At 72.9% G+C, this 20179-nt stretch carries 23 protein-coding genes; 13 read left to right on the forward strand and 10 right to left on the reverse strand.

Features of this window, described 5'->3' with window-relative positions:
• Nucleotides 1–37 precede the first annotated feature (37 nt).
• Entirely contained in the window at nucleotides 38–910 is an 873-nt protein-coding gene (locus ACWCV9_RS10325) for an alpha/beta fold hydrolase (protein WP_450785420.1), read from the forward strand.
• A 3-nt stretch (nucleotides 911–913) separates the two neighbouring features.
• On the opposite strand, the gene ACWCV9_RS10330 is transcribed toward ACWCV9_RS10325, so the two are convergent.
• Together ACWCV9_RS10330 and ACWCV9_RS10335 are read right to left on the reverse strand one after the other, a co-directional pair.
• Complete coding sequence (locus tag ACWCV9_RS10330) at nucleotides 914–1648, reverse strand: hypothetical protein (RefSeq protein ID WP_450785422.1); 735 nt, start codon at nucleotides 1646–1648, stop codon at nucleotides 914–916.
• Nucleotides 1649–1768: 120 nt separating this feature from the next.
• Nucleotides 1769–2137 (reverse strand): arsenate reductase family protein, encoded by a 369-nt coding sequence (locus ACWCV9_RS10335; RefSeq protein ID WP_450785424.1) that lies wholly within the window; start codon nucleotides 2135–2137, stop codon nucleotides 1769–1771.
• 247 nt (nucleotides 2138–2384) lie between these two features.
• Between ACWCV9_RS10335 and ACWCV9_RS10340 the strand changes: the two genes are divergently transcribed.
• Nucleotides 2385–2699, forward strand: coding sequence for a hypothetical protein (locus ACWCV9_RS10340; RefSeq protein ID WP_450785426.1), 315 nt, complete (start codon nucleotides 2385–2387; stop codon nucleotides 2697–2699).
• Between the two features lie 46 nt (nucleotides 2700–2745).
• Here the strand turns inward: ACWCV9_RS10340 and ACWCV9_RS10345 are convergent, their stop codons facing one another.
• Entirely contained in the window at nucleotides 2746–3915 is a 1170-nt protein-coding gene (locus ACWCV9_RS10345) for a winged helix DNA-binding domain-containing protein (RefSeq protein ID WP_450785428.1), read from the reverse strand.
• Between the two features lie 164 nt (nucleotides 3916–4079).
• On the opposite strand from ACWCV9_RS10345, the gene ACWCV9_RS10350 reads away from it, so the two are divergent.
• Nucleotides 4080–5423, forward strand: coding sequence for a DUF2252 domain-containing protein (locus tag ACWCV9_RS10350; RefSeq protein ID WP_450785429.1), 1344 nt, complete (start codon nucleotides 4080–4082; stop codon nucleotides 5421–5423).
• Between the two features lie 191 nt (nucleotides 5424–5614).
• The gene (locus ACWCV9_RS10355) at nucleotides 5615–5917 is read left to right on the forward strand and encodes a hypothetical protein (RefSeq protein WP_450785431.1); all 303 of its coding nucleotides are present in this window, start codon (nucleotides 5615–5617) and stop codon (nucleotides 5915–5917) included.
• A 16-nt stretch (nucleotides 5918–5933) separates the two neighbouring features.
• Here the strand turns inward: ACWCV9_RS10355 and pspAB are convergent, their stop codons facing one another.
• The 3 genes from pspAB to ACWCV9_RS10370 all read right to left on the reverse strand — a co-directional run bounded on the left by pspAB (nucleotide 5934) and on the right by ACWCV9_RS10370 (nucleotide 8641).
• The gene (pspAB, locus tag ACWCV9_RS10360; RefSeq protein ID WP_450785433.1) at nucleotides 5934–6518 is read right to left on the reverse strand and encodes a PspA-associated protein PspAB; all 585 of its coding nucleotides are present in this window, start codon (nucleotides 6516–6518) and stop codon (nucleotides 5934–5936) included.
• A 32-nt stretch (nucleotides 6519–6550) separates the two neighbouring features.
• Entirely contained in the window at nucleotides 6551–7471 is a 921-nt protein-coding gene (gene htpX / locus ACWCV9_RS10365; protein WP_450785435.1) for a zinc metalloprotease HtpX, read from the reverse strand.
• A gap of 108 nt (nucleotides 7472–7579) precedes the next feature.
• Nucleotides 7580–8641, reverse strand: coding sequence for a hypothetical protein (locus ACWCV9_RS10370; RefSeq protein ID WP_450785785.1), 1062 nt, complete (start codon nucleotides 8639–8641; stop codon nucleotides 7580–7582).
• Between the two features lie 60 nt (nucleotides 8642–8701).
• Here ACWCV9_RS10370 and ACWCV9_RS10375 point away from each other — a divergent pair, with 60 nt between their 5' ends.
• Complete coding sequence (locus ACWCV9_RS10375; RefSeq protein ID WP_450785436.1) at nucleotides 8702–8827, forward strand: hypothetical protein; 126 nt, start codon at nucleotides 8702–8704, stop codon at nucleotides 8825–8827.
• 145 nt (nucleotides 8828–8972) lie between these two features.
• Here the strand turns inward: ACWCV9_RS10375 and ACWCV9_RS10380 are convergent, their stop codons facing one another.
• Nucleotides 8973–9230, reverse strand: a complete 258-nt coding sequence (locus ACWCV9_RS10380) for an SCO2583/SCO2584 N-terminal domain-containing protein (RefSeq protein ID WP_450785438.1) — start codon at nucleotides 9228–9230, stop codon at nucleotides 8973–8975.
• A gap of 108 nt (nucleotides 9231–9338) precedes the next feature.
• The gene (locus ACWCV9_RS10385) at nucleotides 9339–9929 is read right to left on the reverse strand and encodes a cysteine hydrolase family protein (RefSeq protein WP_450785440.1); all 591 of its coding nucleotides are present in this window, start codon (nucleotides 9927–9929) and stop codon (nucleotides 9339–9341) included.
• Nucleotides 9930–10012: 83 nt separating this feature from the next.
• Here ACWCV9_RS10385 and ACWCV9_RS10390 point away from each other — a divergent pair, with 83 nt between their 5' ends.
• Nucleotides 10013–10999, forward strand: coding sequence for a GlxA family transcriptional regulator (locus ACWCV9_RS10390; protein ID WP_450785442.1), 987 nt, complete (start codon nucleotides 10013–10015; stop codon nucleotides 10997–10999).
• A gap of 78 nt (nucleotides 11000–11077) precedes the next feature.
• Here ACWCV9_RS10390 and glnA read toward each other — a convergent pair whose 3' ends face one another.
• Complete coding sequence (gene glnA / locus ACWCV9_RS10395) at nucleotides 11078–12487, reverse strand: type I glutamate--ammonia ligase (RefSeq protein WP_385845075.1); 1410 nt, start codon at nucleotides 12485–12487, stop codon at nucleotides 11078–11080.
• 209 nt (nucleotides 12488–12696) lie between these two features.
• Here glnA and ACWCV9_RS10400 point away from each other — a divergent pair, with 209 nt between their 5' ends.
• Nucleotides 12697–13164 (forward strand): RDD family protein, encoded by a 468-nt coding sequence (locus ACWCV9_RS10400; RefSeq protein WP_450785444.1) that lies wholly within the window; start codon nucleotides 12697–12699, stop codon nucleotides 13162–13164.
• A gap of 331 nt (nucleotides 13165–13495) precedes the next feature.
• On the opposite strand, the gene ACWCV9_RS10405 is transcribed toward ACWCV9_RS10400, so the two are convergent.
• Entirely contained in the window at nucleotides 13496–15139 is a 1644-nt protein-coding gene (locus tag ACWCV9_RS10405) for an FAD-dependent oxidoreductase (protein WP_450785446.1), read from the reverse strand.
• 225 nt (nucleotides 15140–15364) lie between these two features.
• On the opposite strand from ACWCV9_RS10405, the gene ACWCV9_RS10410 reads away from it, so the two are divergent.
• The 6 genes from ACWCV9_RS10410 to ACWCV9_RS10435 are packed head-to-tail and all read left to right on the forward strand — an operon-like array spanning nucleotide 15365 to nucleotide 20163.
• Nucleotides 15365–16438 carry a SchA/CurD-like domain-containing protein gene (locus tag ACWCV9_RS10410; RefSeq protein WP_450785448.1) on the forward strand — a complete coding sequence of 358 codons (1074 nt, stop codon included), beginning with the start codon at nucleotides 15365–15367 and terminating at the stop codon, nucleotides 16436–16438.
• 34 nt (nucleotides 16439–16472) lie between these two features.
• Entirely contained in the window at nucleotides 16473–16889 is a 417-nt protein-coding gene (locus ACWCV9_RS10415) for a cupin domain-containing protein (RefSeq protein WP_385845069.1), read from the forward strand.
• Nucleotides 16886–18154 (forward strand): beta-ketoacyl-[acyl-carrier-protein] synthase family protein, encoded by a 1269-nt coding sequence (locus ACWCV9_RS10420; protein ID WP_450785450.1) that lies wholly within the window; start codon nucleotides 16886–16888, stop codon nucleotides 18152–18154. The genes ACWCV9_RS10415 and ACWCV9_RS10420 overlap by 4 nt, the downstream gene beginning before the upstream one ends.
• Nucleotides 18151–19425 carry a ketosynthase chain-length factor gene (locus ACWCV9_RS10425; protein ID WP_450785451.1) on the forward strand — a complete coding sequence of 425 codons (1275 nt, stop codon included), beginning with the start codon at nucleotides 18151–18153 and terminating at the stop codon, nucleotides 19423–19425. The genes ACWCV9_RS10420 and ACWCV9_RS10425 overlap by 4 nt, the downstream gene beginning before the upstream one ends.
• Nucleotides 19422–19679, forward strand: a complete 258-nt coding sequence (locus tag ACWCV9_RS10430) for an acyl carrier protein (RefSeq protein ID WP_450785453.1) — start codon at nucleotides 19422–19424, stop codon at nucleotides 19677–19679. The genes ACWCV9_RS10425 and ACWCV9_RS10430 overlap by 4 nt, the downstream gene beginning before the upstream one ends.
• A 1-nt stretch (nucleotide 19680) precedes the next feature.
• Nucleotides 19681–20163 (forward strand): SRPBCC family protein, encoded by a 483-nt coding sequence (locus ACWCV9_RS10435; protein WP_385845063.1) that lies wholly within the window; start codon nucleotides 19681–19683, stop codon nucleotides 20161–20163.
• Nucleotides 20164–20179 lie beyond the last annotated feature (16 nt).

Here is a 20179-nt window from a genome sequence, read left to right on the forward strand (position 1 = left end):
AATATCTTGCTGAGCGAGATAATAAGGGGGTACTCCGATGGTTTCCACGGCCGGGTACGACAGCGACGCCTTCCGGGTTGCGTACGACAGGGTGCTGGCGAAATGGCCCGCTGACCGGGAGTCCCTGTTCGTCTCCACCCCCTTCGGGGACACCCATGTCAACGCCTGCGGTCCGCGCGACGCGCCCCCGCTGCTGCTCCTGCCCGGCGGCGACGGGGCGACCGCCGCTTCCTGGTACGCCCAGGCCGCCGAGCTGTCCCGGATCCGGCGGGTGTACGCCGCGGACCTGATCGGCCGCCCCGGCCTCGGCACCCCGGCCGACGCCCGCCCGCTGCGCACGGCCGACGATCTCGCGGTCTGGCTGGACGCCCTTCTCGACGGCCTCGGCGCCGGCGCCGCCGACGTGGGCGGACACTCGTACGGCGGCTGGATCGCCCTGCACCACGCGCTGCGCTCCCGCGCCCGGGTGCGCCGGCTGTTCCTCCTGGATCCGACCCAGTGCTTCGCCGGGTACCGGAAGTCCTACCTGCTGCGCGCGCTGCCGATGCTGCTCAGGCCCGCACCCGGCCGGGTCCGCGCCTTCCTGGAGTGGGAGACCGGGCGGACGGACCTGGACCCCGACTGGCTGCGGCTCCAGGAGGCCGCCGCAGGCTTCCCCGCCGAGCGGCCGGTGACCGGCCCGCGCCCGGCGCCGGACGCGCTGCGCGCGCTGGACCTGCCGGTCCTGCTGCTCGTGGCCGCGAACAGCAGGACCCATGCGGCGGGTGAGGTGGCCGACCGGGCGCGCGCACTGCTGCCGCGCGTGCGGACGGCGATCCTGCCGGGGGTCTCCCACCACGCGCTGCCCCAGTCCGCGGGGCCCGACGACGACGTGGCCGGCCGCCTCACCGCGTTCCTGTCCGGATCCTGAGCCTCACCCCACCTTCTCGATCAGCGCGTGCCGGATCAGGAACTTGCCGGGCTCCCTGACCTGTTCGAAGGCCGCGTTGTTGAGCAGCACGCAACTGCCGGAGACGGAGGTGACCTTCACCGTCGTGGACTTGTTGTTGTCCAGGTTGGTGACCTTCAGGGTGGTCCCCGCCGGGAACTGCCCGCTGGACGCGGCCGGGGCACCGGCCTCGCCGGACAGGGTCACGGTGGAGCCCTTGCAGACCTGCTGACCGGACTGCGCGCCCGCCTGTCCGGCGGCCTGCTGGCCCTGCTGTCCGCCGGCCTGCTGGCCCGCCTGTTGCGAGGCTTGTCCGCCGGCCTGCTGCGAGGCCTGTCCGCCCGCCTGCTGCCCGGCCTGTCCGGCGGTGCCGTCCTGTGCCGTCTGGGAGCCCTGAGCCGACTCCCCGACGGTGCATCCGGCGGCCTTCTGCTGGACCTTGATCTGGTCGATCACCGCCTGCCGGTTGGCGATCCGGGCCGCCGACTGGCCGTCCGGATGCGCCTTCTGGCCGTCGATGAACTTCTGGTTGTTGCCGAGCGCCGTGGCCAGCCCCTGGCACACGCCCGCGTCCCCGGCCGACAGGGTCCGCGCCTGCCGGCCGGGCTGGGCGGCGTTCGACGTGGTGGCCAGCGCGAAGGCACCGCCGCCGGCCACCGCCGCGGCGCTGACGAGCAGCGCGATCTTCTTCTTCGTACCGAGAGTTCTCCTGCGCGACATGCGCGCCTCCTGAAAGAGGTAGGGGAGCGTACGTCGCTAGGTACGAGATACCGAACAGGGTTGCTCAGCCGCTGAAGCGCTTGCCCAAGTAACCTGAGTCACAGGGGAGTTGAGCGGCGCTCAGCTCTTGTTGTGCGCCAGGGCCTCGCGTACGGCCTCCTCGGTGCGGGCGACCAGGGCCGTACCGTCGTCGGCGGTGATGATCGGCCGCTGGATGAGCTTCGGGTGCTCGGCGAGCGCCGTGATCCACCGCTCCCGCGACTCCGCGTCCCGCGGCCACTCCTTCAGCCCCAGTTCCTTGGCGGCCTCCTCGCCGGTGCGGGTGATGTCCCACGGCTCCAGGCGCAGCCGCTCCAGTACGGCCCTGATCTCGTCCGCGCTCGGCACGTCCTCCAGGTAGCGGCGGACGGTGTAGTCGGCGCCCTCGGCGTCGAGCAGGCTGATCGCGCTACGGCACTTGGAGCAGGCAGGATTGATCCAGATTTCCATGCGCGCCACGCTACCCGCCCTCCGGCGGCAGCAGCCGCAGCGCCTCCAGGGCGGCGTGTTCGAATTCCGACCGCCTCATCCGCACCTTCCGAACCTGGTGTGACACGGCGCCAATTTCCAGCCTGACCTGGGAGTTCGCGCACTCCGCGGCCATCCCGTTGTCAGTGCCCGGCAGTAGAATGGAGGCAGTGTTCGAGGGGGTCACCGGAACCCTGGACGACCCCCTGACCGCGACAGGAGGATGCCTGTGCCCGCTGCCGCTCTGAAGCCGAAGCCCTTGCCGACCCAGTCCACCACCAAGCGTTCCGTGCTGTTCGACTCGCCCTACGAGCCCGTGGTGAAGCGGCCGCTGCCGGCCGGACGGCCGCGCGACTGGTACGTCACGCACAACCGGCGGCTGAAGGCCATGCGCCTCGCCATAGCCCTGCTCGACTCCGGTGTCTACGCGCCGAACCAGGCGGGCGACGAGGCGATCCGCAGCACCGCCGAGCGGATCGGTGTGCACCCGCCGTCCGCCACCACCTGCCACATGGTGCGCGCCCTGCTGCGGTACAGCCGATGAGGTACGGCGCCGGACGCCCCGTGGCCCGGGGCGCCCGGCGCCGGTCTCAGGCCGACAACTCCCGCTCCAGCGGGGTCCGGAAGCGCGGGGTGATCCGCGTCGCCCCCACCCAGGCCCGCAACCGCTCCGCCTCCCGCGCGATCGCCGCCTCGCCCTCCGCGCCCACGCCGTCCGCGAGGATCCGCCACACGACCTCCCCGTCCGCGCGCCGGGCCCAGCCGCCCACCACCCGGCCGTTCCACCACACGGTCGGCCCCACGTTCCCGCTGCGGTCGAACAGCTGCGGCCGCAGGCCCGGTTCGAGGTACCAGTCCCGCTGCTGCCAGCCCATGGCCGTCGGGTCGAGAGCCGGCAGCAGCGCCGCCCACGGCTCCTTCGGGGCCTGCACCGGGTCCGTGTCGCCGTCCGCCACATAGCCCGTGCCCTCCGCCAGCGACACCTCGCGCGCCCCGATCGCCGTCAGCGCCCCGCGGACCTCGCTCACCCGCCACCCCGTCCACCACTTCAGATCCGCCTCGGTGGCCGGGCCGCAGGCTCTCAGCCAGCGCTCCAGCAGCCGCGCCCGGGCCACGCCGCCGTCCAGCTCCGGATGCGGCGGGGCCGGGGCCCAGCGGAACTGCCCGGACGTCCAGGAGCCGAGCGGCCGCCCGCGGACGACCTTGCCCTCGACCCCGAGGACGCGCAGCAGGCGCGAACACACCGTGTGCACACCCTCGTAGCTCTTGCCCGCTCCGTACACGAACTGCTCGCGCAGCCGCGGCTCGTCCGCCGACAGCTCCGCCGCGGTCGCCTGGCCCCGCCGCTCCAGCGCGGCCAGCGTCGCCTTCTCCACCTCCGCCAGCCAGTCCGCGTCCGGGGCGCCCGCCCGAGCCATGTCCCGGAGCAGGTGCGCCCGCTCCCGCGCGGCCACCGCCAGCCCCGTCGAAGCGTGCACGACCGCCGTCAGCTCGGCCGGGAACACGAACACGGTGTGCCGCATGCCGTGCATCCGGACCAGGGTGCGGTCCTCGTACAGCGCCCGCTCCGTCTCCGGGACCGTCCGCGCCGGGTCGGCCAGGCGCGCGGCCAGCGCCAGATACACCGTCGCCGGATCCGTGCCGTGCAGGGCGACCAGCGCGCCGGCGACCTCCTCGGGCCGCGCCGCCCGGACCGCCCCCGCCAGCCGGTGCCGCACCGCCAGCCGGGCCCGCCGCTCCTCCACCCCGATGTGCCGCATGCCACCATCCCCTCACGCCGATCCCTGCCTGCATGGTCGCGCACCGCACTGACAACGGCCCCGGTCTCCCGTCACCTGTTCGGAGTACTCCGCGTGCGGACGGCTCCTCCCGCGCCTTCACTGCGAGCAGGAGCTGCGCGGGAGGAGCCGAGGGAGGCCGCCGTATGAGTACTCCGGAGGACCGCGCCCGGCGCGGCAAGGAGGCCCGCAAGCGCGTCGCCCGTTCCGCGCACGCCCTCTGGCTGCCGTCCGCCGAGCGCCCCGACCCGGTCGCCGTACTGGAACGGCAGGGCCGCGACCGGCTTCCGGAGCTGCTGCCCGTGCGGTACGGCCGGATGGCCGCCTCCCCGCTCGCCTTCCTGTGCGGCGCCGCGGCGGTGATGGCCGCCGATCTGGCCGCCGCCCCGCACACCGGTCTCACCGTGCAGCTGTGCGGCGACGCCCATCTGCTGAACTTCGGCCTGTACACCGCCCCCGACCGCACCCTCCTGTTCGACCTGGACGACTTCGACGAGACCTTCCCCGGCCCCTTCGAATGGGACGTGAAGCGGCTCGCCGCCAGCGTCGCCGTCGCGGCCCTGGAGAACGGCCACGGCAAGGGAGCCGCGCGCGCCGCCGCCCGGGCCGCCTGCGCCGGATACCGCACGACCGTCCGCCGGCTGGCCGGACTCGGCGAACTGGCCGTCTGGCACGAGCGGATCGACACGGCGAGCCTGCGCCCCCTGGTCCGCTCCGGACGGCGCCGGGCGCGGGCCGGGGCCACGCTCACCCGGGCCCGCCGCCGCACCCACCTGCCGGCCCTCGGCAAGCTCACCGAGCTGGTGGACGGGCGGTGCCGGATCATCCACGACCCGCCGCTGCTGGAGCCCGCCGGTGCCCCGGACACCGCCTCCCTGCGCAAGCTCTTCAGCGACTACCGCTCCACCCTCCCCGAGGAGCGCCGCAGCCTCCTCGACCGCTACCGCTTCGCCGACGCCGCCCGCGAGGTCGTCGGCGTCGGCAGCGTCGGCATGCGCTGCTTCCTCGTGCTGCTCGCCGGGCGGGACGCGGGCGACCCGCTGTTCCTGCGGATCAGGGAGGCGCGGACCTCGGTACTGGAGGAGCATCTGCCGAGCGGGCCGTACGTCCACCCCGGGGACCGGGTCGTCGCCGGGCAGCGGCTGCTCCAGGCCGGTGCCGACCTCTTCCTCGGCGCCGTCACCGGACCCCAGGGCCGCGCCTTCTACTGGCGGCACCTGCGCGAGGCCAAGGGCGGCGCGGTGGACGTGGCCGGCCTGGGCCCGGCGGCCCTGGCCGGCTACGCCCGGCTGTGCGGCAGCGTCCTGGCCCGCGCGCACGCCCGCTCCGGCGACCGGGTCGCCATCGCCGCCTACCTCGGCGGCGCCGACACCTTCGACCGCTCGGTCGCCGACTTCGCCCTCGCCTACGCCGACCGGACCGCCGCCGACCACGGCACCCTGGGCGCGGCCATCGCGGCGGGCGTGGTGACGGCGGCGCCGGGCCTGTGAGGGCGCGGGACGGCGAGTCCGCCGCACAGCGGCACGGGCGGGACGGCGAGTTCGCCGTATAGCGGCACGGGCCGCGGAAAACCGGATGCAGCCGCGCTCCCCCTCTCCCTACGCTGAACAAACGGCACGAAGCCGACACCCTCCCCTTCCGCCACCCCCCTTTCCGCCACCGGCACCCAAGGAGGTCCGTCATGCGTGGCATCGTCGCGACCGGGACGGCCGTCCTGGTCATCCTCGGTATCGGAGACCATCTGTGGTGGCTCGCCGCCGTAGCGCTGCTCTATCTCTACGCCACGCACGGCCGCGGATCACCCGGCACGACCGGCACGACCGGTTCGACCGGTACGGCCCCGCCCGCGCCCGGCGCCGGTGCGCTGCCGGACAGCTACCGGGCCTACCGCGAGCGCCGCGACCGGCAGGCCCGCTGGGAGCGCCGCTACCGCCGTGAGCGCCCCGTCGAGGCCCGCCGTCAGGAGCAGGAGAAGAGCAGGTGAGCCAGGGCGCCCCCGGTCACAGTCCGGGGGCGCCCCACACCGGGAACCAGCGGCCGAGGTCCGGCTCGATCCGCAGATCGTCCGCGAGCGCCGCCTTCACCTGGAGCTCCAGCGCGCCGTTCCGCCGCTGCCCGCCGCCCGGCAGCGGCGCGAAGGGATAGAAGCTCCCCCGCTTGTACAGATACACCAGCGCCAGCCTGCGGCCCCCGTCGTCCCGGAACCCGGCCAGCGAGCACAGCAGCTGCGGGCCGAAGCCGTTGGCCTCCATCGAGCTGTTCACCGCGTGCAGGTCGTTGACCAGCTGCGGGAGCTGGTCGGGGGAGCGCTGGGACACCAGCCAGGAGTAGCCGTAGTCGTCCCGCCGCAGGTCCACCGGGGGACCGGTGCGCTCGGCGTCCGCGTCGAGCAGCGCCTGCACCTCCCGGTGGGTCTGCTCGAAGGCCGCGCCCTCCACCGTGGCGAAGCACACCGCCCCGCCGCCGGTCGGGGTGAAACCGGCCGCCGCCTGGAGAGTGACGGCGGCCGACGGCAGCGCGAACAGCTGGTCGAGATCGGGCGCGACCGGTTTCGTACGCCCCAGCAGGATGTCCAGCAGCCCCAACGCTCAGCCCGCCTTCCGCCGACGTGTCACTGTCATTCGCCCGCCCCGGGGACGGCCGCTTCGCCCAGCTCCGCCGAGATCCGGCCCAGCTGCGCCAGGCGCTGCTCCAGGGTCGGATGGGTGGAGAAGAACCGCTCCAGCCCGGGCTCCTTGCCGGCGGCCGGGGTGAAGTAGAACGCGTTGAACGCCTGGGCGGTGCGCAGATCCTTGGTCGGGATCCGGGCGATGTCCCCGGAGACCTTGGTCAGCGCGGACGCCAGCGCCGAGGGCCGGCCGGTCAGCTGGGCGGCGGCGCGGTCGGCGGCCAGCTCCCGGTACCGGGACAGCGCCCGGATCAGCAGGAAGCTGAGCGCGTACACGGCCGCGGAGACACCGAGCACGGCGGCGAACACGACGGCCGTGTTCTGGTCCCGGCGGCCTCCGCCGAACACCTGTGAGTAGAAGGCGAACCGCACGATCAGCCCCGCGATCACCCCGAGGAAGGAGGCGATCGTGATCACGGCGACGTCCTTGTGCGCCACATGCGACAGCTCGTGCGCGAGCACGCCCTCCAGCTCGGCGGGGTCCAGCCGGCGCAGCAGCCCGGTCGTGACACAGACGACGGCGTGATCGGGATTCCGGCCGGTCGCGAACGCGTTCGGCATGTCCATCTCGGACACCGCGACCACCGGCTTGGGCATGTCCGCGATCGCGCACAGCCGGTCGACCACCGCGTGCAGCTCGGGATACTCCTCCCGCTCCACCACCCGCCCGTGCATCGCGAACATGGCGATCCGGTCGGAGAACCAGAACTGCGCCACGAACATCGCCCCGACCAGGACGACGACCAGCAACCAGGACTTCAGCAGCACGATCAGCGCAGCGACGAAGCCCACGTACAGCAACCCGAGCAGGAACAGCGTGAGACCCATGCGCATGGTCAGTCGCCGGTCGCTCCGGAAGCGGCTCTGCATTGTGCATCACCCCGCAGTCAGGCACTCGTCCCGCTGTCCAGTGTGCACCTGCGGACCGCCATGAAGCGCTCCCGAACGGCCCTAGGACCAGCAAAACGCCTCGGTCTGTCAACCCAGCAGCACACGGATCCGTTCCAACAACCCGGCGACCTCCGGCTCCGCCCGGCCCACCGTCCCCCACCTCAGCGCATGCCGCGCGAGCGGCACGGCCCGCGCCCGCAGCCGTACGTCCGCGTCACCGAGCAGGACGACGGCCGCCCGCAGCCGTACGGCCTCGCCGTGCGCGGCGAGCAACCGCCACGCGGACACCCGCACCCACCGGGGCCGCGCCGGGTCCAGCCGGTCCAGCAGCCACCCCGCCGGCAGGGCGGCCGCCGAGGGCAGCAGGGCGAGCGTGGCCTCGCTCACCACCCCGGCCGCCGGATCGTCCAGCATCGCCCGCAACCACTCCACGTCCGTCGCATCGAGCACCCGCAGCCCGGCCACCGCCCGCGCCCGCACCGCCGCCACCGGATGGCCGAGCAACCGCCGCAGCACCTCGGCATCGCCGCGCTCCCCGCACTCCGCGAGCCCGATCACGGCCCCGGGCGGCAGCGCCGGGTCGCCCGGATCGGCGCAGCACGCCCGGTACCAGGGCAGCGGATCGGTTCCGTACTGCCGTACGACATACCGGGCGCAGGCGCGCACCAGCGCCGACCGGTCCGCGAGAAAGCCCACCGCCCGCTCCGGGAGCCCCAGTGGCCGCAGCGCGGTCACCCCGGCCGACCGCACCCGCGGACTGCGGGCGCCGAGCAGCGGTTCCAGCACCTCCTCGCACGGCGCGGCGAGGGCCGCCTCCGCACACATCGTCTGTACGACGGGATCGTCGTCCCGCGCCGCGGCACGCGCCAGCTCGACGGGGGACAGGGCCCCGCCCCCGACGGCCAGCTCATACCCGTACCGCCGCACGGCACGGTCCCCGGAGCAGAGCAACGGGGCCAGCACCTCCCGCTCCGCCCCGCGCAGGACGTCATCGAGCAGCCGGAGCCCGAAGTCCCCGCGGTGCCGGTCGCCGAGGCGCCGGACCAGCGGGGCGAGGCTCACGGCCGTCCGGGTGTCCAGCGCCTCGGCGAGCAGCTCCCGGGCCCGTGTCCGCACCGGCTCGGCCCAGTCGGCGCACCGCACCGCCACCAGCGGCAACAGCTGCGCCCGCCCGCCGGCCCGCTCCAGCGCCCGCTGCCGGATCCGTCCGTGACGGTGGCAGAGGGCGAGGGCGAGCTGGGAGTCACCGAGCGGCTCACGCGGTCCAGGGCGGCGAGCAGGGCCCGCCCGCCGTCCGTCCCCTCCCAGTCCGCGCCGACCTCCGGCGGCCGGTAACAGTCGATCACCCGCGCGCCCTCGTCGAGCTCCAGCCACGCCACCGGGTCGCCGCTGCCGAGTACCTCCCGCAGCGCCGCACCCTCGGCGAGCCGCGTCGCCGCCCGGCTCCCCTCCCGCACCCGTGCCCCCTTAATACAAGGAACTAATACGAGGAACGCATTTGCGCGTACCCCAGCAGCACTATCACCGCGGCCACGCAGCCGAGCACCACGACCGTCGACACCCACGACGAGCGTCGCGGCCCCACCGGATCCGGGTCGGCGCGGAACGGCGCCGGATTCGGCGGGTTCTCCTTCCACCGCGCGGCCAGCATCCGAGCCCGCGCCGAAGGCTCCTTGTGCTCAGCCGAGTTCGCCCACGTGTGGTCGAACTCGCCCTCCCAGTCGTCCAGTTCAGACATCCCCGTTCAACCTCTCTCGTCCGACAGAGTCAGGAGGGATGATCCCCCGAGAGTAGGAAGCATGGAAAGCCGGGAAGGTTGCGGCGCCGGGGGAGAGGGCGGCCGTGGTCAGCGCAGGGCAGCCACGGACGGTACGACCACGCCGTACAGGTCCGCGATGGTGGCCAGGGCGCTGTGGTGGAGCTGGGGGGCCGGGACGTCGGCCACGGGGGTGGACAGGGGGCGGGTCGCGCAGGCGTCGGCGACGACCGTGGGGCGGTTGCCGCGGAGAAAGGCGCCCTGGGCGGTGAAGGTCACGCACATGTGGGTCATGAAGCCGGCGATGATCACGTCCTGGTGGCCGGCCGCGTCGACGTGGGAGCCCAGGTCGGTGTCACGGAACGCGTCGGGTGCCCCCTTGACCACCACGGCCTCGCCCTCGGCGGGCGCGACGCGCGGGTGGAGCCGGCCGATGTCGGCGCGGATGTCGTAGGGGGTGTCCGGGCCGCCGTCGTGTATGACGTGGACGACCGTGGCGCCGGCCTCCCGGGCCCGGGCCAGCAGCTCGGCGCCGGCGTCGAGCGCGGCCTCCCAGCCCGTCAGTTCCAGGACGCCCCGGGTGTAGGTGTTCTGGTAGTCGACCAGGATCAGCGTCGAGGCGGCGAGCGAGGCCGGGGTCGGGTCGAGGTCGTTGAGGTCGCGCAGCGTTGTCGTTTCCATGCCCCTCACGCTAGGAGCGCTCCTGCTATGGCGACAATGTCGGGTGACTTGCAGATTCGGACATCGAGAAGGGGAGGGCCGAGGTGGGGGAGGAGCGCGTGGTCGTCGTGCTGTTGTTCGAGGGGGTCGATCTGCTCGACGTCACCGGGCCGCCGGAGGTGTTCGCGCTGCTGCGCCGGGAGACGGAGGAGGCCGGCGGTTACCGGGTCGCGCTGGCGGCCGCGAGCCTGGACCCGGTCACCACCTCTGCCGGGGTGCGGGTGCTGCCGGACATCACCTTCGCGCAGGCCGCCGAGGGCCGTATCGACACCCTGCTGGTGCCCGGCTCGGTCGACGTCGACGAGCACCGGCGGGTCCATGCCCGGACCGACCCGGAGGTGGTCCGGTGGGTGGGGATCCTCGCCGAACGCGCCCGGCGCATCGCCTCCGTCTGCGTGGGCGCGCATCTGCTCGCCGCCGCCGGACTGCTCGACGGCCGGCGCGCCACCACCCACTGGTCGACGGCACAGCAGCTGGCCGCCGAGCACCCGTCCGTCGAGGTCGACGCCGACCCGATCTTCATCCGCGACGGCAAGGTGTGGACCGGCGCGGGCATCACCGCCTGCCTGGACCTCTCCCTCGCCCTGGTCGCCGAGGACTTCGGCGAGACCGTCGCGCTGCGCGTCGCCCGGCAACTGGTGATGTACCTGAAGCGGCCGGGCGGCCAGAGCCAGTTCAGCGTCCCCCTCGAACCCGTCTCGACCACCCGCCGCATGGACGAGCTGCGCCGCCATGTCACCCGGCACGCCACCGGCCGGCTCACCGTCGCCGACCTCGCCGCCCACGCCCATGTCAGCGAGCGCCAGCTGACCCGCCTGTTCAAGACCGAGCTGGGCACGACCCCGGCGTCGTACATCGAGTCGGCCCGGGTCGAGGCGGCCCGCAACCGGCTGGAGACCACCGACGACACCCTGGAGCGGGTGGCCGCGGCCTGCGGGTTCAACACCGTCGACACCCTCATCCGCGCCTTCCGCCGCAAGCTCGACACCACCCCGACGGAGTACCGCAGCCGTTTCCGGCACACCGGCTGAGCCGGCCGGGGCCGGCGAACGCGGCGGGGGCCGCCACCCTTGCGGATGACGGCCCCCAGGGGCGCTCGGCGGTGTCGATCACACGTCGAAGTACAGCTCGAACTCGTGCGGGTGCGGACGCAGCTGGAGCGGGGCGATCTCGTTGGTGCGCTTGAAGTCGATCCAGGTCTCGATCAGGTCGGACGTGAACACGTCGCCCTGGAGGAGGAACTCGTGGTCGGCCTCGAGCGCGTCCAGGACGGCGTTCAGCGAGGTCGGGACCTGGGCGACGTTCGCGTGCTCCTCCGGAGCCAGCTCGTACAGGTCCTTGTCGATCGGCTCGGCCGGCTCGATCTTGTTCTTGATGCCGTCCAGACCCGCGAGGAGCAGGGCCGAGAAGGCGAGGTACGGGTTGCCGGAGGAGTCGGGCGCGCGGAACTCGACACGCTTGGCCTTCGGGTTCGAACCCGTGATCGGGATACGCATGGCGGCGGAGCGGTTGCGCTGCGAGTACACCAGGTTGATCGGCGCCTCGAAGCCCGGCACCAGGCGGTGGTACGAGTTCACCGTCGGGTTGGTGAAGGCCAGCAGCGACGGGGCGTGCTTGAGGATGCCGCCGATGTAGTAGCGGGCGGTGTCCGACAGGCCCGCGTAACCGGCCTCGTCGTAGAACAGCGGGTCGCCGTTGGACCAGAGGGACTGGTGCACGTGCATGCCCGAGCCGTTGTCACCGAAGATCGGCTTCGGCATGAAGGTCGCGGTCTTGCCGTTGCGCCAGGCCACGTTCTTCACGATGTACTTGAAGAGCTGGAGGTCGTCGGCCGCGGCGAGCAGCGTGTTGAACTTGTAGTTGATCTCCGCCTGGCCGGCCGTGCCCACCTCGTGGTGCTGGCGCTCCACCTTCAGGCCGGACTTCTCCAGCTCCAGGGAGATCTCGGCACGCAGGTCGGCGAAGTGGTCGACCGGCGCGACCGGGAAGTAGCCGCCCTTGTAGCGGACCTTGTAGCCGCGGTTGTTCTCCACCGCACCGGTGTTCCAGGCGCCCGCCTCGGAGTCGATGTGGTAGAAGGACTCGTTCGCGGAGGTGGCGAAGCGGACCGAGTCGAAGACGTAGAACTCGGCCTCGGGACCGAAGTAGGCAGTGTCCGCGATGCCGGTCGAGGCGAGGTAGGCCTCGGCCTTCTTCGCCACGTTGCGCGGGTCACGGGAGTACTGCTCGCCCGTGATCGGGTCGTGGATGAAGAAGTTGATGTTGAGGGTCTTGTCGCGGCGGAACGGGTCCACACGGGCGGTGGAGAGGTCGGCGCGCAGGGCCATGTCGGACTCGTGAATGGCCTGGAAGCCGCGGATCGACGAGCCGTCGAAGGCAAGCTCCTCGTCCGGGTCGAACGCCTCAACGGGCACCGTGAAGTGCTGCATGACGCCCGGCAGGTCGCAGAAGCGGACGTCGACGAACTTGACGTCCTCGTCCGCGATGAACTTCTTGGCCTCGTCGGCGTTCTGGAACATCCAGCTCCTCCTACTCCCGACCGTCCTCGCCGGGGTGGTAGATCGTTCGTGCGGCCAGTGCGGTGGCACACGCTGGTCTCGACCCTAGGGATGGGTGATTTCTCGGGCGTGACTCGTTTGTTTCGCAGAAGTTAACCGGCCACGCTTCCACCGTAGCCCCGGGACACCCCGCCGTACCCCGGTCATTTCGGGCGCAGTACCGTGGTCGCGTGGACAACAGGCAGGCAATCGGATCGTGGCTCTCCGGGCCCCGCGCGGCCATGGAAGAGGCCGGTGCGGACTTCGGCTACCGGGGTCAGCAGCTGGGGCTGCCCGAGCAGGGGCCGAACTCGATCGCCCGGCCCGGGCGGCGGCTCGGCGCGCTGCTCGTGGACTGGGGGCTGTGTGTCTTGATCGCATACGGCCTGATCACGCACGGCAACGGCCCGGCTACCAGCAACTGGGCACTGGGCATCTTCTTCGTGCTGAGCGTGCTGACCGTCGGCACGGTCGGCTTCACTCCGGGTAAGCGGATCTTCGGCCTCCGGGTCGTCGCCCTGGAGACCGGCACGGTCAGCCCGCTGCGCTCCCTGTTCCGCTCGGTCCTGCTCTGCCTGGCCATCCCGGCGCTGATCTGGGACCGGGACGGGCGAGGACTCCACGACCGCCTCGCGAAGACGGTCGAGGTCCGCATCTGACACCGGCCGAGGCCAGGTCCACACCGATCCGGCACCGGCCGGCGACCTGTGCCGCACCGACGCCCGGCATCGGGCCACCGGTCCGCACCTGCACCGGTCTGCCACCGGCCGGGACCCGCACACCGGCCACTGGGCCCGACCCTGCACCGGCTGGCCACCGGCCCCCGACCCCGCACCGGCCGGCCACCGGGCCGCACGCGGTCCGGCCGGCCCCCAGCCCCCGACCCCCGCCGGCCGGCGACCCACCCGGCGCCGCCCTGGCCCCCGTGCTCGCCCCCCTCAGCCGCGCCTCAGCCCTGCCTCAGCCCCCCTCAGCCCCACCCCCACCCCCTCACCCCAACCCCAGCACCTCCCGCACCACCCCCCGCAGCTCGCCCTCCGCGTCCCCCGGCGCAGCCTGTGTCCGCCACGCCACGAAGCCGTCCGGGCGGACCAGAACCGCGCCGTCGGGCGTCGTGCCGTGGGCCTCGGTCCAGTCGGTGTCGCAGTGCAGGTCGGCGTCCGGAGCGGTGGCGGGGCCGATCCGGTAGGGCTCCAGACGTACACCCTCCGTCCGGGCGATCCGGTGCGCCGCCCGCTGCCACTCCGCGCCCGCCGGGGTCGACGCGTCGCTGAGCAGGACCAGTGACCGTTCGTACAGGTCCAGGGTGGACAGGCGGTCGCCCGCGCGGTGCAGCCACAGGTGGGGGGCGCGGGTGCCCGGCTCGCCGGACAGGCTCAGGCCCTCGGGTACGACGGGCTGGGACCGGTCGGCGCCGACGACCGCGCCGTCCGGGTAGCGGTGGCCGAGGACGACGTTGAGGATGCCGCCGCGTCTGCCGCCGCCGATGCCGGGGGCCGGGGCGAAGCCCGGGTGGCTGTGTTCCACCGAGCGGGCCGAGGCACGGGCGCTGGTGGCGAGGGCGACCGGGCGGCGCTCGGCGTCGTAGCTGCCGAGCAGGCCGGGGCCGGCCCAGCCGTCGACGACGGCGGCGAGCTTCCAGGCCAGGTTGTGGGCGTCCTGGATGCCGGTGTTGGAGCCGAACGCGCCGGTCGGGGACATCTCGTGGGCGGAGTCGCCGGCCAGGAAGACCCGCCCGTCGGCGTAGGCCGCGGCGACCCGTTCGGCGGCGCGCCAGGACGCCTTGCCGGTGATCTCCACGTCGAGGTCGGGGACACCGACGGCGCGGCGGATGTGCCGGCGGAGCCGTTCCTCGGTGAACTCGTCCAGCGTCTCGCCGTGCTCGGGGTGCCAGGGGGCGTGGAAGACCCAGCGCTCCTTGTTGTCGACGGGCAGCAGGGCGCCGTCCGCCTCCGGGTCGGTGAGGTAGCAGCAGATGAAGCGGCGGTCGCCCACCACGTCGGCGAGGAGCTTGGACCGGAAGGTGACGCTCACGTTGGCGAACAGGTCGCCGGGGCCGGTCTGGCCGATGCCGAGCCGGTTGCGCACCGGGCTGCGCGGGCCGTCGGCCGCGACCAGGTAGTCGGCACGGACGGTGTAGAGCCGGTCGGAGTCGCGGTCGCGGACGTACGCCGTCACTCCTTCGGGGTCCTGCGCGAAGGATTCCAGCTCGTGGAAGTAGCGCAGGTCACCGCCGAGTGCGCGGGCGCCGCTCAGCAGCACCGGTTCCAGGTCGTTCTGGCTGCACAGGCACCAGCTGGTCGGGCTGAACCGGGCCAGGCCGCCGCCCGGGTCGATCTCCCGGAACAGCCATTCGCCGGCATCGCCGACCAGCGTCGGGGTCTGGAGGATGCCGTGGTTGTCCGCGAGGAGCGAGGCCGCCTCCTTGATCGCCGGCTCGATGCCGGCCACCCGGAAGAGTTCCATCGTGCGGACGTTGTTGCCGCGGCCACGCGGGTGGATCGAGGTGCCGGAGTGCCGCTCGACGAGCATGTGGCGGACGCCTAGACGGCCCAGGAAGAGGGACATGGACAGGCCGACCAGGGAACCGCCCACGATGAGGACGGGCACCTGGTGATCGGCTTTCGCTTGCATCGGTGGCTCCAGAGGCAGGGGTCGGGCGGTGGGGCTCGTTGCAGGTTCCATGCCCGGTGCGGAGCCCTGTGCGGGGCTCCCGGCGGGCTCAATCACCCGCCTGGTTCACGCGAGTCGCGCGTCGTCCGGGACCGGAACACGATCAAAAAGCGCTGACGTCGCGTCATCGGCGACGGCGCTGAAGCCTCTGCCCGCCCGGGCCCCCGTGAAGGAGATGTGCGACCCATGACGACCACCTCGGAAAAGGCCTCGGATCAGCTGACGCGACAGATGACGAAACGGGTCTCCCAGTCCGTCTTCGACGGCTCCCGCCTCCGGGTCGTCCTGCTGGTGGACGTGTACGACGGCGCCCAGCAGCAGTTCCTGGAGGCCTACGAGCAACTGTGCAACCAGGTCGCGTCCGTGCCCGGCCATGTCAGCGACCAGCTGTGCCAGTCCATCGAGAACCCCTCCCAGTGGCTGATCACCAGCGAATGGGAGAGCGCCCCGCCCTTCCTCAACTGGGTGAACAGCGAGGAGCACGTGCGGATGGTGGAGCCCCTGCACTCCTGCGTCCGCGACACCCGCTCGCTGCGCTTCCACATCGTCCGGGAGACCGGCACGGAGGCGGCGGCCGGGGCCGCGCAGCCGCAGCGCCGGCTCCAGGCGTCCCCGCGGATCGGGGACGGAGTGATCCGGCACGCGCTCACCTTCACCGTCCGGCCGGGCAGCGAGGAACGGGTCGCGAAGATCCTCGCGGACTACGCCTCGCCCGAGCCGCGGGTCGACGAGACCACCCGGCTGTGCCGCACCTCGCTGTTCATGCACGGCAACCGGGTGGTACGGGCCATCGAGGTGCGCGGCGACCTGCTCGCGGCGCTGCGGCACGTGGCCCGGCAGCCCGAGGTACGGGCCGTCGAGGAGGCCATCAACCCGTACCTGGAGCAGGAGCGCGACCTCAACGACCAGGAGTCCGCGCGGGTGTTCTTCACCCGGGCGGCGCTGCCCGCCGTGCACCACGTCACCGCCGACGAGCTGGCCGAGGGCGAGCGGCACGCGCTGTACTACCCGGCCCGCCCGGACCGCGGGATGGAGCTGGCCGAGCTGCTCGCGCAGACGGACGAGGCGGCGGCGGACGACCCGGCCAGCCCGGTGCTGCGCAGCACGATCTTCCAGCGGGACGACGTCGTCGTACGGCTGATCGACCTGCGCCCCGGCGCGGACGCGGACGCCGCCGCGGCGGCCGCCCCGGCCGACCTGCTGGCCGGTGCCGCCGTCCGCATGCAGCTCATCACCGACCGCCGCTCGCCGGACGCCTGAACCGCCAAGCCGCACCACACCACGGAGGTACGTCGTGATCAAACCCCTTCCGAAGATCGTGCACCTCAGCGAGGTCGAGCCCAACACCCGGCGCGGCGGCGATCTGCGCGCCATGCTCACCCCGGCCACGGTCGGCTCCACCAGCGGTTTCATGGGTGTGGCCATCGTGCAGCCGGGAGACCGCATCGGCGAGCACTACCACCCGTACTCCGAGGAGTTCGTGTACGTCGTCTGCGGCGAGCTGGAGGTCGACCTGGACGGCGAGCCCCATCCGCTCCGGCCGGAGCAGGGGCTGATGATCCCCATCAACATGCGGCACCGCTTCCGCAACGTGGGGAACGTGGAGGCGCGGATCGTCTTCCACCTCGGCCCGCTGGCCCCGCGGCCGAGCCTCGGCCACGTCGACACGGAGGAGACGGAGTCCGTCGCGGTGGGGCAGGTCCGGTCGTGACCCGGCGCGTGGCGGTGACCGGCATAGGCGTGGTGGCTCCGGGTGGGATCGGCGTGCCGGCGTTCTGGAACTTGCTCGCCGAAGGCCGGACCGCGACGCGCGGCATCACGTTCTTCGACCCCTCCGGACTGAGGTCGCGGATCGCGGCCGAGTGCGACTTCGACCCGGCCGCGCACGGCCTGGACGCCGAACAGGTGGAGCGGGCGGACCGGTACATACAGTTCGCCCTGGTCGCGGGCGAGGAGGCGGTCCGGGACTCCGGTCTCGACCTCGGCCGGGAGAACCCGTGGCGGGTCGCGGTGTCGCTGGGCACCGCGGTCGGCGGCACCACCCGGCTGGAGCACGACTATGTGCTGGTGAGCAGCGCCGGCCAGCGCTGGGACGTGGACCACCGCAAGGCGGAGCCCCAGCTGCACCGGGCGTTCTCGCCGAGCACCCTCGCCTCCGCGGTGGCGGAACGCTTCGGCGCCCAGGGCCCGGTGCAGACGGTCTCCACCGGCTGCACCTCCGGCCTGGACGCCGTCGGCTACGCCTTCCACACCGTCCAGGAGGGCCGGGCCGACATATGCATCGCCGGCGCCTCCGACTCCCCGATCTCCCCGATCACCATGGCCTGCTTCGACGCGATCAAGGCCACGTCCCCCAACAACGACGACCCCGCGCACGCCTCCCGTCCCTTCGACAACGACCGTGACGGCTTCGTCATGGGCGAGGGCGGCGCGGTGCTCGTCCTGGAGGAGCTGGAGCACGCCCGGGCCCGCGGTGCCCGCGTCTACTGCGAGCTGGACGGCTACGCCACCTTCGGCAACGCCTACCACATGACCGGCCTGACCAAGGAGGGCCTGGAGATGGCCCGCGCGATCGAGACCGCGCTCGACCACGCCCGCCTCGACCCGACCGCCATCGACTACGTCAACGCACACGGCTCCGGCACCCGGCAGAACGACCGCCACGAGACCGCCGCCGTGAAACGGGCCCTCGGACAGCACGCCTACGACACCCCCATGAGCTCCATCAAGTCCATGGTGGGCCACTCCCTCGGGGCGATCGGCGCGATCGAGGTCGTCGCCTGCGTGCTGGCCCTCGCCCATCAGGTCGTCCCGCCCACCGCGAACTACGAGACCCCCGACCCCGAATGCGACCTGGACTACGTCCCGCGCGTCGCCCGCGAACGGACCCTGAACGGCGTCCTGTCCGTGGGCAGCGGCTTCGGCGGCTTCCAGTCCGCGGTGATCCTGACCCGGCCGAGAGGAAGGAAACGATGAGCGAACCCCATCCTCGGCGGGCGGTCGTCACCGGCATCGGCGTCGTCGCGCCCAACGGAACCAGCACCGAGACCTTCTGGAAATCCGTCGTGGACGGCGTCAGCGTCCTCGACAAGGTGACCCGGGAGGGCTGTGAGGAGCTGCCGCTCAAGGTGGCCGGCGAGATCCGCGGCTTCGAACCGGCGGCCGCGGTCGAGGAACGCTTCCTCGTCCAGACCGACCGTTTCACGCACTTCGCGATGGCCGCGGCCGACCTCGCGCTGGACGACGCCCGGCTCGGCCGCGCCGACACCGACGGCTCCCCGTTCGACGTGGGCGTGGTCACCGCGGCCGGCTCCGGCGGCGGCGAGTTCGGCCAGCGCGAACTCCAGCGGCTGTGGGGCAAGGGCAGCCGGTACGTCGGCCCCTACCAGTCCATCGCCTGGTTCTACGCCGCCAGCACCGGCCAGATCTCCATCCGGCGCGGCTTCAAGGGGCCCTGCTCGGTGGTCGCCGCCGACGAGGCCGGCGGCCTGGACGCCCTCGCCCACGCGGCCCGGGCCGTGCGGCGCGGCACCGATGTCATCGTGGCCGGCTCCACCGAGGCGCCGCTCGCGCCGTACTCGGTGGTGTGCCAGCTCGGCTACGACGAGCTGAGCCGGGAGGCCGACCCGGCGCGCGCCTACCGCCCGTTCACCGACCAGGCGTGCGGCTTCGTGCCGGCCGAGGGCGGCGCCATGCTCGTCGTCGAGGAGGCGGCCTCGGCGCGGCGCCGCGGGCTGCCCGTGCGGGCCGTCCTCGCCGGGCACACGGCGACCTTCACCGGAGCCGGCCGCTGGGACCGGTCCCGGGAGGGGCTCGCGCAGGCCATCCGCGGCGCCCTGGACGAGGCCGGCTGCGCCCCGGAGGAGATCGACGTGGTCTTCGCCGACGCCCTCGGCACCCCCGAGGCCGACCGCGCGGAGGTGCTGGCCCTCGCCGACGCGCTCGGCGCGCACGCCCGGCGGGTGCCGGTCACCGCGCCCAAGACCGGGATCGGCCGCGGCTACTGCGCGGCCCCCGTCCTCGACACCGCGGCGGCGGTACTGGCCCTGGAACACGGCCTGGTCCCGCCCACCCCGGGTGTCGTCGACACCTGCCACGACCTCGACCTCGTCACCGGCCGGGCGCGCGCCGCCGAGCTGCGCACCGCCCTGGTCCTCAGCCGGGGACTCATGGGGTCGAACGCGGCGCTCGTGCTGCGGCACGGCGCCGCCGCACCACCGGACACCAGCGAAGGAGGAAAAGCATGAGTGACCACATCACCGTGGAAGAGCTGTCCGAACTCATGAAGAAGGCCGCCGGGGTCACCGTCTCCCCGGACGAGCTGGAGCGGCGCGCCGACGCCGGCTTCGACGACCTCGGCATCGACTCGCTCGGCCTGCTCGGCATCGTCGGCGAGCTGGAGAACCGCCGCGGCACGCCCATGCCGGTCGACGCCGAGCGGTGCAAGACCCCCCGCCAGTTCCTCGACCTCGTCAACAGCGCACTGCCCGCGGGAGCCTGACATGGCCGGACACACCCAGAACGAGATCACCGTCGCCGCACCCCTGGACCTGGTGTGGGACATGACCAACGACGTGGCGAACTGGCCGAACCTCTTCACCGAGTACGCCAGCGCCGAGATCCTCTCCCAGGAGGGGAACAAGACCACCTTCCGGCTCACCATGCACCCCGACGAGAACGGCACGGTGTGGAGCTGGGTCTCGGAGCGGGAGACGGACCGTCCGCGCCTGGAGGTGCGGGCCCGCCGGGTCGAGACCGGCCCCTTCGCCTACATGAACATCCACTGGAAGTACGAGGAGGTACCGGCCGGCACCCGCATGGTGTGGACCCAGGACTTCCAGATGAAGCCGGAGGCGCCGGTCGACGACGACTGGATGACCGACAACATCAACCGGAACTCCAAGATCCAGATGGCCCTGATCCGGGACAAGATCGAGAAGGCGGCCGCCGGTCACCGGCCCGCCCCCGCCCTGGCCACCGACTGAGCCCGGACGACGAGGA

Source organism: Streptomyces sp. NPDC001606 (genome assembly GCF_053596835.1).